The 12,011-nt window shown below is 70.3% G+C and carries 11 protein-coding genes; all 11 read right to left on the bottom strand.

Going from position 1 to position 12,011, the window contains the following annotated elements:
- Positions 1 to 36: 36 nt before the first annotated feature.
- Positions 37 to 831, bottom strand: a complete 795-nt coding sequence (locus ACIBI9_RS27335) for a uracil-DNA glycosylase (protein WP_397225599.1) — start codon at positions 829 to 831, stop codon at positions 37 to 39.
- An 18-nt stretch (positions 832 to 849) separates the two neighbouring features.
- A complete protein-coding gene (locus ACIBI9_RS27330; RefSeq protein ID WP_397225597.1) occupies positions 850 to 1,719 on the bottom strand; it encodes a hypothetical protein in 870 nt (289 codons plus the stop codon).
- Positions 1,716 to 2,042: a PadR family transcriptional regulator gene (locus ACIBI9_RS27325; RefSeq protein WP_397225595.1), complete on the bottom strand. Its 327-nt coding sequence runs from the start codon at positions 2,040 to 2,042 to the stop codon at positions 1,716 to 1,718. Before ACIBI9_RS27325 ends, ACIBI9_RS27330 begins: the two co-directional genes overlap by 4 nt.
- Positions 2,043 to 2,127: 85 nt before the next feature.
- A complete protein-coding gene (locus ACIBI9_RS27320) occupies positions 2,128 to 3,243 on the bottom strand; it encodes a hypothetical protein (RefSeq protein WP_397225593.1) in 1,116 nt (371 codons plus the stop codon).
- 173 nt (positions 3,244 to 3,416) lie between these two features.
- Positions 3,417 to 4,364, bottom strand: a complete 948-nt coding sequence (locus ACIBI9_RS27315) for an exopolyphosphatase (RefSeq protein ID WP_397225591.1) — start codon at positions 4,362 to 4,364, stop codon at positions 3,417 to 3,419.
- Positions 4,355 to 4,819 carry a DUF501 domain-containing protein gene (locus ACIBI9_RS27310; RefSeq protein WP_397225589.1) on the bottom strand — a complete coding sequence of 155 codons (465 nt, stop codon included), beginning with the start codon at positions 4,817 to 4,819 and terminating at the stop codon, positions 4,355 to 4,357. The genes ACIBI9_RS27315 and ACIBI9_RS27310 overlap by 10 nt, the downstream gene beginning before the upstream one ends.
- Positions 4,820 to 4,901: 82 nt before the next feature.
- Positions 4,902 to 5,321 (bottom strand): septum formation initiator family protein, encoded by a 420-nt coding sequence (locus ACIBI9_RS27305; protein WP_397225587.1) that lies wholly within the window; start codon positions 5,319 to 5,321, stop codon positions 4,902 to 4,904.
- Between the two features lie 134 nt (positions 5,322 to 5,455).
- Positions 5,456 to 6,733, bottom strand: a complete 1,278-nt coding sequence (gene eno / locus ACIBI9_RS27300) for a phosphopyruvate hydratase (protein ID WP_397225585.1) — start codon at positions 6,731 to 6,733, stop codon at positions 5,456 to 5,458.
- Between the two features lie 91 nt (positions 6,734 to 6,824).
- Positions 6,825 to 7,763: a MazG family protein gene (locus ACIBI9_RS27295; protein ID WP_397225583.1), complete on the bottom strand. Its 939-nt coding sequence runs from the start codon at positions 7,761 to 7,763 to the stop codon at positions 6,825 to 6,827.
- Positions 7,764 to 7,766: 3 nt separating this feature from the next.
- Complete coding sequence (locus ACIBI9_RS27290) at positions 7,767 to 8,366, bottom strand: hypothetical protein (RefSeq protein ID WP_397225582.1); 600 nt, start codon at positions 8,364 to 8,366, stop codon at positions 7,767 to 7,769.
- A 29-nt stretch (positions 8,367 to 8,395) separates the two neighbouring features.
- Complete coding sequence (mfd, locus tag ACIBI9_RS27285; RefSeq protein ID WP_397225580.1) at positions 8,396 to 11,884, bottom strand: transcription-repair coupling factor; 3,489 nt, start codon at positions 11,882 to 11,884, stop codon at positions 8,396 to 8,398.
- Between the last annotated feature and the right edge of the window lie 127 nt (positions 11,885 to 12,011).

The following is a 12,011-nucleotide window of genomic DNA, read 5'->3' as shown; positions in this document are numbered from 1 at the left end:
CACTTGATGAATCCAATCCGGGGGTGGTGGAACGCGTCACACAGCCAGTGACCTGGCCCTGGTGAAGACGTCGTCCAGCATCTGGGCGGTCACGCGGCCGGTGAACGTGTTCTGCTGGCTGGGGTGGTAGCAGCCGATCAGCGTGACGGGGGCGCCACTGTGGCGGACCTCCACCTCGGCCCCGTGCCCGAACGGCGGCCTGGTGCGCGGCAACTCGTAGCCGGCTTCCTTGAGCGCGGGCCACACGGCCTGCCAGGCGTACCCGCCGAGCGCCACGATCACCCGTACGTACGGCGCCACCAGCGCCACCTCCCTGGCCATCCACGGGAAGCAGGCGGCCTTCTCCGAGGGCAGCGGCTTGTTCGCGGGCGGCGCGCAGCGCACCGAGGCCACCACCCGCGCGCCGAAGAGCTCCTGCCCGTCCCCGGCGTGCGTGCTGGTCTCCTGCGCGGCCAGGCCGGTGCGGTGCAGCGAGGCGAACAGCCAGTCGCCGCTGCGGTCGCCCGTGAAGATCCGCCCGGTGCGGTTGCCCCCATGAGCGGCCGGGGCCAGGCCGACCAGCAGGATCCGCGGCCGCTCGGCACCCCAGCCGGGGACCGGGCGGCCCCAGTACGTCTCGTCCGCGAACGCGCGCCGCTTCGCCTCGGCGACCTGCTCACGCCACTCCACCAGGCGGGGACAGGCACGGCAGACGGACTGTCTGGCCGTGAGCTCCGCGAGGGTGTCACTGGTGGCGGCGAGGCGGCGCACGTCCGCGGGGTCGAGGGCGACCGGGGTGTCAGCGGTCGCCGGGTCTTCCGGCCAGCCGGTGCCAGGAGGTACGAAGCTCATGACACCGATGGTGCCCGATCACTTGGCGGGCTTCGGAGTGGGAGTGGCCGTCGGGCAGGTCGGCCTCGGCTCCGGCGCGGTCTGTGGATCCGGAAGGCCGTCCTTGACCAGCGGCAGCGGGTAGCGGTTGAGTATGGGCTCCCCGCACGACCTGTCGACCGTGTATCCGAAGTCCTCGGGGTTGGTGGTCAGCGGCTTGCCGTCCTGGTCGTAGAGGTAGACGTCGCTCAGCGGGGTGCCGTCCTTGGCGTACGGCTTGATGTTGTAGACGTCGTAGTTGGACGACGCCGGGTCCACCCACACCGACGGCTGGTCCGCCATGGTGACGCGCGCCCCTTCGGAGCCGTACGAAGCGGCCTCCACCATCCCGGCGAACAACGTCAGCGCCGCGACCAGGTTGAGCGCCCCCATGAGCCCCGCCGCCAGCCGCCCCCTGTGCCGCCTGCCGATCCAGACCGAGATCCAGACGCCCGCCGCGGCCAGGGCCCAGCCGGCCGGGTTCGACGGGACGAGCCCGCCCTCGCCGGTCATCGCCAGCAGCAGCATGGCCAGCAGGTAGCCGCGCAGCACCCACCATCCGGGGCGCAGCTCCGGCAGGAAGCCCACGAAGCTCCGGTACGCCCCCTGGTCCATCAGCCGGGTGTGCGCGCCCAGCGCCCACCCCCGCGGGTCGATCCGGCGCTTCCGGCCGCTCTCAGGGCGGTCTCCGTACGCGGCCGCCAGCTCCTCGGCATAGACCTCGGGCGGGCCCAGCCGGTCCTCCAGCGGTAGCTCCGACTCCGCCGCGATCTCGGCCAGGTGGTCGTCGAGGTCTTCGAGTAACTCGCCCCGCTCGGGATGGTCGGCCAGGGCATCCCGTACGGCCTGCGCGTACTGTTCGGGGGTCATGCTTGTCCCTCCTTGAGCAGGGATGCCATGGTCGCCGAGAACGAGGTCCAGGTCTTGGCCGAGGTGGCGTACATGCTCCGGCCGATCTCGTTGAGCCCGTAGTACTTGCGGTGCGGCCCTTCGTCCGAGGCGACCACGTACGACGTCAGCGCCCCGGCCTTGAACAGGCGGCGCAGCGTGCCGTAGACCGAGGCGTCGCCCACCTCCTCCAGGCCCGCCTCCCTCAGCCGGCGCACGACGTCGTAGCCGTAGCCGTCGCGCTCGTTGAGCACGGCGAGCACGGCCAGGTCGAGCACGCCTTTGAGGAGCTGGCTGCTATCCACGCTATGCACACTACTGCGCTTTGCGTAGTAGTGGCAACGAGAAAACCGGGTGGCGCCCGCGAGGGCTGCCACCCGGTCGGTCAGCCTAGGCTCCGGCCTTCGGCGGGCAGGTCGCCGAGTAGGAGGCGACGCCCGAGGAGGCGGCGTTCGGGCTGATGACGACGAGCTCTATGGTGCCCTTCGTCTCGTTGGAGTTCTGCGTTCCGCCGATACCCCAGGTCACGTCGAGGCTGCCGTTGACCGAACGCTCCAGCGTGTTGTGGTCACGGACGCCGTTGACGACCCAGTAGTACTGCACGGTGGTCGGGCCGGTGCTGGTCAGCGTGGCCTTGAAGTCCACGCCGGGGCCACGGCCGTCGTTGCACATGTCGAGCCGGGTACCGGAGACCGACGCACTCGAAACCGAGACCTTGGGGGCGGGAGCCGGGGCCGCGTCCTTGCACCAGACCTTGTAGTAGGCCCGGTTGGAGGAGGTGCCCTCGGGGCTCAGGATCTCCAGCTGCGCCCAGCCGCGCTGGCTGTGACGCGGGGAGATGCCGAAGCCGACCTTGCGGGTGTCGTAGACCTTGACCCTGCCGTAGTCGGCCACTTCACCGTTGAGAACCCAGCGGTAGCGGACCCACGTCGGGCGGTTGGCCTCGATCAGGCCGACGAAGTCGATCTTGTCGCCGGGGGTGCAGGGGCCGGCGTACGAGTCGGGGCTGGCCCATGCGCGGGCGGACACCGACACGTCGAGGTGCGAACGCACCTCCTTCTGCTCCTGGCAGGAGACGGAGAAGTAGCCCTTCTTCGAGGTGACCTTCTTCGGACCGAGGACCTGAACGGCCTCCCAGCCCTTGACGTCTTCCTTGAAGGTGATGGACTGCCTGACCGTCACCGACTTGGTGCCCTTGCCCGAGAGCTTGATCACCTTGACCTTGCCCTTGGACCCGTCGCCGTGGAGCCAGCGGTAGGCCAGCTCCGTCTTGCCCTTGACGGGAACCTTGATCTTGGCCGAGAAGTTGACCTTGACCGGGCAGGCCCCTTCGTAGTCGCCCCCGGAAACCGCGGGCGTCGACACCGAGACCTTGGGAGCGGCCTTGGTGGTGGCGGCCGTCGCCGCCTGGGCGGGGCTGGCGACCAGGCCCGCGGCCAGGGCGGCCAGCACCGCGGCGGACGCGCCGAACGCCGCCGCCTTACGTGCTAACCCAACAGACTTCATGTGAGAGTGCTCCATTCCTTTGAGGGAAGAGACGCGCCCGGGAACGGTCGCCACGCCGGCACCTTCCGTGCACAGCGATATGGCAAAGCCCCCGTAATGCCCCTTTACCTAACCACAATACTGATTGCACGCTCAACACAGCCCATAGACCGGAAATGTCCGGATTTCTTCAGCTATCGGGCGATGGACCAGGCGATTCCGTCCAAGATGTCGTGTTCGCTCACCACGACCTGCGAAAACGCGAAACGACGAACGATCCGGTCAAGAATTAGCGCGCCGGCGCCAATCACGTCAACTCTTCCCGGATGCATCACCGGGACCTCGGCACGCTCACCATGGGTCATCGCCAGCAGCCGTCGCGTCACGTCATGCACTTGCCCGGCCGAAATCCGCGAGTGATGAATTCTGGCCGAGTCGTAAGCGGGCAGGTCGAGCACCATCCCCGCGACCGTCGTCACCGAACCCGCCAGCCCCACCAGCGTGCGCGCCCGCTGCACGGGCACCTCCGCCTCGACCCGGTCGAGCGCCGCCTCGATGTCGGCCACCACGGCCTCCAGCGCGGGCGCGGAGGGCGGATCGCCGGCGTCCTTCAGGTGCCGCTCGGTCAGGCGCACGCAGCCGATGTCCACCGACAGCGCCGCCTCGGCGTGCTCCGAGCCGACCACGAACTCGGTCGACCCGCCGCCGATGTCCACCACCAGGTACGGCGGCAGCGGCCCCTGCGGCATCTCGGTCTCCGGCGACAGCCGGACCAGCCCCTTGGTCGCCCCCACGAACGAGAGCTCCGCCTCCTCGGCCCCCGACACGACCTCCGGCTCCACCCCGAAGATCTCGCGGACCCCGTCCACGAACTCCTGCCTGTTGGCCGCGTCCCGGGTCGCGCTGGTGGCCACCACGCGCGTCCTGACGGCGCCGTGCCGGTCGATCAGCTCCCGGTAGACCCTCATGGCCTTGAACGTGCGCTCAAGGGCGTCAGGGGCCAGCCTGCCCGTCCTGTCGACACCCTGGCCGAGGCGGACGATCTCCATCCGCCGTTCGATGTCCTCGATGAGGTCGTCGCCCACGTCGGCGATGAGCAGGCGTACGGAATTGGTGCCGCAGTCGACGGCGGCTACACGCATGGTCCGTCACTCCACCAGTCGGGGAGGGCGTCGAGCGCCTCCCTGCCGAACGGGTTGCTGCCGGGCGCCGCCAGCTCGTGCGCGACGAGCGCGTGCAGGCACTTGACCCGCAGCGGCATGCCGCCCGTGCTCTGCATGTCGCGCGGCAGCGGCTCCAGGCCCTCCTCCTTGGCGGCCTCGTCGCGCCTGGCGACGTAGTCGTCGTGCGCGGCCTGGTAGGCGGCGGCCAGCTCGGGATCGCCGGCCAGCCGGGCCTGCATCTCCCGCATCAGCCCCGAGCCTTCGAGCGTGCCGATGGCCGAGGCCGCCTTGGGGCAGGTCAGGTAGTAGAGAGTCGGGAAGGGCGAGCCGTCGGGCAGCCTCGGCGCGGTCTCCACCACGTCGGGGTTGCCGCACGGGCAGCGGTGCGCCACCCCGCGCAACCCCCTGGGCGGCCGCCCGAGCTGCAGTCGCACTGTCTCGACGTCGCGCTCATGGTCGCGCCCGCTTCGGCCCTCGTTGGCTCGTCCCTCGCTCTCTCGGGCCGAGCTCCTGCGCTCAGGACTGTCCAACACTTTCCTTCCCCGTCACGGCCCGGCGGCCGGTGCCCTTGTCGGCGGCCTCCACCGACTCCCAGAGCGTCTGGTACCACGGCGGCGGCGCCGGCGCCTGCTGCACGGCCGCCGGCTCCTTGATCTGCTGCTGGTCCATCACCACGTAGCACTTCTCGCCGGGCCCGCAGTAGTGCAGCCGTTCCTTGGCCGTCTTCTTGATCCAGTTGGGATCGTCGCTCTGCCGGTCGCGCTCCAGCAGCGTCTGCTTCTCCGCCTCGACCCTGGCCTTCTCCGCCCGATGCTCGGCGATGCTGCGGCGCAGGCTGATGTACTCGCGGACAGGGTAGGCCAGGCTCATCGCGATCGCGCACACCACGACGGCCAGGATGGCGGCCCGCCCGGTCAGCTGCGGTCTCTTAGCCATTGCTTGACACCCCCTGCTTATGGCCTCACTTCGCGAGGCGGGCTCGGTCGCCCTGGAGCCGTCGTTTTCCCCACCATTCCGGTCGCTGCGCTCCCTCCATGGCGGGGAAAACGACGGCGCTCCCTCGCAAAAACCTAGCGCCGGAAGCGCGGGAAGGCGGCGCGACCCGCGTAGCGGGCGGCGTCGTCGAGGAGCTCCTCGATGCGCAGCAGCTGGTTGTACTTCGCCACCCGGTCCGAACGGGCCGGGGCGCCGGTCTTGATCTGGCCGCAGTTGACCGCGACCGCCAGGTCGGCGATCGTCGTGTCCTCGGTCTCACCGGAGCGGTGGCTCATCATGCACTTGTAGCCGTTGCGGTGGGCCATGTCCACGGCGTCGAGGGTCTCCGACAGCGTGCCGATCTGGTTGACCTTGACCAGCAGGGCGTTGGCGGTGCCCTCCTTGATGCCGCGCTCCAGCCGCTCGGGGTTGGTGACGAACAGGTCGTCGCCCACGAGCTGCACCTTGTCGCCGAGCGCCTCGGTGATGGCCTTCCAGCCGGCCCAGTCCTCCTCGTCGAGCGGGTCCTCGATGGAGACGAGCGGGTAGTTGGCGACCAGGTCCGCGTAGAACTCGATCAGCTCCTGCGCCGACAGGCCCTTGCCGTCGATCGTGTAGACGCCGTCCTTGTGGAACTCGGAGGCGGCCACGTCGAGCGCCAGCGCCACGTCCTCGCCCGGCACGTAGCCGGCCCGCTCGATGGCGACCAGGATCAGGTCGAGCGCGTCGCGGTTGGACGGCAGGTTGGGCGCGAAGCCGCCCTCGTCGCCGAGGCCCGTGGCGTAGCCCTTCTCCTTGAGCACGCTCTTGAGCGCGTGGTAGACCTCCGTGCCCATGCGCACGGCCTCGCGGAACGTCTCCGCCCCGATCGGCGCGATCATGAACTCCTGGATGTCCACGTTGGTGTCGGCGTGGGCGCCGCCGTTGAGGATGTTCATCATCGGCACGGGCAGCACGTGGGCGTTGGGACCGCCGACGTAGCGGAAGAGCGGCAGGTCGGCACTGTCGGCGGCGGCCTTCGCGACGGCCAGCGAGACGCCCAGGATGGCGTTGGCGCCGAGCTTGGCCTTGTTGGGCGTGCGGTCCAGGTCGATCATGATCTGGTCGATGATGCGCTGGTCCTCGGCCTCGATGCCGTTGATCTCCTCGAAGATCTCGTCGGTCACGGCGAGGACGGCCTTCTCCACGCCCTTGCCGCCGTAACGCTTGCCGCCGTCACGCAGCTCGACCGCCTCGAACTGGCCGGTGGACGCCCCGCTCGGCACGGCCGCGCGGCCGGTGCTGCCGTCGTCGAGCACGATCTCGACCTCGACCGTGGGGTTGCCTCGGGAGTCGAGGATCTCGCGGGCGTATACGACCTCGATGGTAGCCACGGGATTGCGCTCCTAAGTGAAAGGCGATATGCCATCAGAGCCTATCGGTACCCCCGGACGCGGGACCGCACGGTCACCGCGCACCGACGGATCAGGCCGATTCCCAGGCGCGCACCCGGTCCCGATACGTACGGGCGGCCGCCCGCAGCTCGGCCTCGGCGTCGAGACCGGCCTCGGCGGCGCGGCGGACCAGGTCGAACAGCTCCCGGGCCACCCCCTGCCCGACGGCCGCCGCGAGCGCGTCGGGCGCCCCGGCCCGCTCGGCCCGGCGCAGGAGCTGGGCGGCCAGCGACAGCGCGGGCTGCCCCATGGGCACGCCGTCCAGCGCCGACTCCCGGCCCTTGGCGGCCCGCTCGGCCGCCTTGATCGCGTCCCAGTTGTCGTTGACCTCGTCGGCGCTCTCCACGCGTACCGAGCCGAAGACATGGGGATGGCGGCGCACCAGCTTCTCGACGATCCCGGCCGCCACGTCGTCCATGTCGAAGTCCGCGGCCACCCGCGCGTGGAAGACCACCTGCAGCAGCAGGTCGCCCAGCTCCTCGCGGAGTGCCGGGTAGTCGCCCTGCTCGATGGTCTCCAGCACTTCGTACGCCTCTTCGAGCAGGTACGGCACCAGCGTCTCGTGCGTCTGCTTGCGGTCCCAGGGGCACTCGGTCCGCAGCCGGTCCATCACGGCGACCAGGTCGAGCACCCGCGCCCCGGGCAGGTCGTACGAGCCCGGCACCACCTCGATCAGCGGCGGTTCCTCGAGCGCGATCGCGGCGTGCCCGACCGCGCGCATGAACTCCTCGTCCTCCTTCTCGGAGGCCGAGGCGAGCCACACCACGCTCTCGCCCACGGCCCGCGCGGCCAGCCCGCGCGGGTCGGGCTCCACGACCTCGACCGTCACCCCCGCCTCCGCCAGGTAGGGCAGCTGCGGATGCGCGGCGGAGCCGGTCAGCACCGGACCCGAGCGCAGCACCTGCCAGGCCTGATGGCTCAGCAGGCCCGGCGGGACCCTGGGCGAGGTGGTGACGACGGTCAGCGGCACGGCTCAGCCCTGCTGCTGCGGCTGCGCCTGCTGCGTGGTGGCCTTGCCGAACCTACCGGCGTCCACGAACAGCGACGGGTTCTCCTGCGACGGGTTGGTGTTGACCACGCCGAAGCGGGGGTTGAAGGTCGTCTTGATCGAGGCGAAGTCCTGGCGGAGCTTGTCGATCCCGCCCTGGCCGGCCTGCTGCTGCAGCTTGGCCATCCCGACCGCCGTGCGCGCGTACTCGCGGGCGTAGCTGGGCGCGACGCCCAGGGCCAGCAGGTTGATCTGGGCCGACTGGTACTGGCCGGGGTCCTGGAGCTTGGCGTCGATCTCCTTCTCGGTCACCTGGACGTTGTTGCGCGCCATCAGCTGCCTGGCGGCGCTGATGTCGGCCAGCCGCTGAAGCACGTACTGGCTGACCGGCACGCCGAGCGCCGTCTCGTCCAGCTTGTTCTGCTTCAGCGCGGCCTTGTAGGCCTCCGCGTCCTTGTTGAGCTGACTCGTCGAGATGCGCTCCTTGCCCACCACGGCCGCGGCGCCGGCCTGCAGGGGGGAGGAGCAGGCGGTCAGCGCGATGCCCACCGCGGCAGCGGCCACAGCCACTCGTATCGACTTCACGTGCGTCCCTTTCCGACCGAAAACCGCCGCTAGCTTACCCGCGCTGGCTCGAGGAACATCGCCTCGACCAGGTCACCGCACCATTTGAGCAGGTCGAGATCCCGGAGCGGCTGCCCGCCGAGCGGCTTGGTCTTGGGCACCGGCACCAGCAGCGTCTCGGCCGCCTGCTTGTATATCGCCTTCTTGTAGAGCCGGTCGAGCCGGACCTGCTGCGACTCCTTCAACCTGGCCGGGCCGAACTTGATGTTCTGGCCCTGCAGCGTCACGTCCGTGAGCCCGGCCTGGCGCGCCCTGATCCGGAACTTGGCCACTTCCAGCAGGTTGTCCACCTCCGCCGGCGGCTTGCCGTAGCGGTCGGTCAGCTCCTCGCGCACCTCGTCGATGTTGGCGGGGGTGGCGATGGCCGCGATCCGCTTGTACGCCTCCAGCCGCAGCCGCTCGGAGGTGACGTAGTCGTGCGGGATGTGGGCGTTGATCGGCAGCTCGACCTTGACGTCCGGCTGCTCCTCCTGCGCCTCGCCGCCGTCGAGCTTGGCCTTCTGCTCCTGCACGGCCTCGGCCATCAGCCGCACGTACAGGTCGAAGCCGACGCCCGCGATGAACCCGGACTGCTCGGCCCCCAGCACGTTGCCCGCGCCGCGGATCTCCAGGTCCTTCATGGCGACGTACATGCCCGCGCCCATCTCGGTGTGCTGCGAGATCGTGGCCAGCCGCTCGTGGGCGGTCTCGGTCAGCGGCTTCTCCGGCGGGTAGAGGAAGTAGGCGTAACCGCGCTCCCTGCCCCGCCCGACGCGCCCGCGCAGCTGGTGCAGCTGCGACAGGCCGTAGTTGTCGGCCCGGTCGACGATCAGCGTGTTGGCGTTGGGCACGTCGAGCCCGGACTCGACGATCGTGGTGGAGACCAGCAGGTCGTACTCCCGCTCCCAGAAGCCCACCATGATCTTCTCGAGCTGGTGCTCGTTCATCTGCCCGTGCGCCACCGCGATGCGCGCCTCGGGCACCAGCTCGCGCAGCCGCGCGGCCACGCGGTTGATCGAGGCCACCCGGTTGTGCACGAAGAAGATCTGCCCGTCGCGCATCAGCTCGCGCCTGATCGCGGCCCCGATCTGCTTCTCCTCGTACGGCCCCACGAACGTGAGGATCGGGTGCCGCTCCTCCGGCGGCGTGAGGATCGTGGACATCTCGCGGATGCCGGTCAGGCCCATCTCCAGCGTGCGCGGGATCGGCGTGGCCGACATGGCCAGCACGTCGACCTGCGTGCGCAGGTGCTTCATCGCCTCCTTGTGCTCGACGCCGAACCGCTGCTCCTCGTCGATGATGATCAGCCCCAGGTCCTTGAACCGGACCTCGGGGCTGAGCAGCCGGTGCGTGCCGATCACGACGTCGACGGCGCCCGATCTGAGCCCTTCGAGCGTGCCCTTGACCTCGCCGTCGGTCTGGAACCGGGAGACCGGCTTGAGCGTGACGGGGAAGCTGGAGAACCGCTCGGTGAAGGTGGACATGTGCTGCTGGACCAGCAGCGTCGTCGGCACCAGCACGGCCACCTGCTTGCCGTCCTGCACCGCCTTGAACGCCGCCCGCACCGCGATCTCTGTCTTGCCGTAGCCGACGTCGCCGCAGATCAGCCGGTCCATCGGGACGCCGCGCTCCATGTCGCGCTTGACCTCGTCGATGGCCTCCAGCTGGTCGCCGGTCTCGGCGTACGGGAAGGCGTCCTCCATCTCCCGCTGCCACGGCGTGTCGTCCCCGAAAGCGTGGCCCGGCGAGGCCATGCGGGCGGAGTAGAGCCTGATCAGCTCCCCCGCGATCTCCTTGACCGCCTTCTTCGCCCGGGACTTGGCCTTGGCCCAGTCGGCGCCGCCCATGCGGTTGAGCGTGGGCGCCTCGCCGCCGACGTAGCGGGTGACCTCGTCGAGCTGGTCGGTCGGCACGTAGAGCCGGTCGCCCTTGGCGTATTCGATGACCAGGTATTCGCGGGTGGCGCCCTGGACCGTGCGCTGGACCATCTCGATGTAGCGGCCCACGCCGTGCTGCTCGTGCACCACGTGGTCGCCGACCTTGAGCTGGAGCGGGTCGACCATGTTGCGCCGGCGCGACGGCAGGCGCCGCATGTCCTTGGTGGACGCCTTCTGCCCGACCAGGTCGAGGTGGGTGAGCACGGCCAGGTTGGACGTGATGAAGCCGTGCTCGATCAGGCCCGTGCTGACGTGGACGACCTTGGGCTCGGGCGCCTTGTCCAGGAACTGCTGCAGCCTGGCGGGCACGTCGACGCCCTTGAGCAGCTCGACCATCCGCTCGGCCGGCCCGTGGCCCTCGCTGAGCAGCACGACGGCCTTGTCTTCCGCCAGCCAGCCCTTGATGTCGGCCAGCGCCTTGGCGGTGTCGCCCCGGTAGGCCTCGGAGTCCTGCGCGTCGAGCTCGACCCCGCCGCCGAACGGCGCCATCGTCCACCACGGCTGGCCCAGCGCGTCGGCGTGGTCGCGGATCTCCTCCAGCGTGCGGAACGCCGCCGCGCCCAGGTCGATCGGCGCCTCGCCGCCGGCCGCCGCGTTGATCCAGGAGGCCTCGAGGAACTCCTGCGACGTGCGTACGAGCTCCTCGGCCCGCCCCCTGATCCGCTCGGGATCGCACACGAAGACGGCGGACCTGACCGGCAGGTGGTCGAGCAGCAGGTCCATCTCGCCGGCCAGCACGGGCGCGAACGCCTCCATGCCCTCGACCGGCGTGCCCTCGGCGAGCTGGTCGAGCACCTCGGCCAGCGCAGGGTGCTCCTCGGCCAGCTCCGCCGCCCGGGCCCTGACCTCGTCGGTCAGCAGCAGCTCGCGGCACGGCGGCGCGAACAGCCCTTCCTCGGCCGCCTCCAGCGAGCGCTGGTCGGCCACCTTGAACCAGCGGATCTCCTCGACCGTGTCGCCCCAGAACTCCAGCCGCAGCGGGTGCTCCTCGGTCGGCGGGAACACGTCGAGCAGCCCGCCGCGCACGGCCACCTCGCCGCGCTTCTCCACCATGTCGACGCGGTGGTAGCCGTTGGTCACCAGGCGGTCGACGACCTCGTCGAGGTCGGCGTCGTCGCCCGCGCGCAGCCGGATGGGCTCCAGGTCGCCGAGCCCCTTCACGATCGGCTGCAGCAGCGCCCTGATCGGCGCCACGATCACGCTGAGCGGCCCGGCCGCGCTGTCACCCTTGATCGGGTGCGCCAGCCGTCGCAGCACCGCCAGCCGCTGCCCCACGGTGTCGCTGCGCGGCGAGAGCCGCTCGTGCGGCAGCGTCTCCCAGGCCGGGAACACGGCCACCGAGCTGGGCTCGATGAGGCTGGTCAGCGCGGCGGCGAGGTCTTCCGCCTCACGGCCCGTCGCGGTGACGGCCAGCACGGCCCGCTGGTCGTGCGTGGCCAGCGCGGCCACGCCGAACGGCCTCAGCGCGACCGGCGCGATCAGCGCGACGTCGCCGCCCTCTTCGAGAGCGGCGGTCAGCTTCGGGTCGGCGCGAACAAGGTCAAGTAGCCCGGAAAGACTCATCAGATACGCCCACAGCCCCACGACGGCAACACGACTACCCCCGGCCGGGTCAGGTCGCGGGGGTTCTCTCCAAGGGTACTCGCAGGCGTAACTCAGCCGCCCGATTACCTGGCCCGACTACCTGGCC

The sequence above is a fragment of the Nonomuraea sp. NPDC050451 genome, assembly GCF_044458585.1.
Note: the sequence above shows the minus strand (reverse complement) of the source record. Positions and strands in the feature narration are given on the sequence as shown.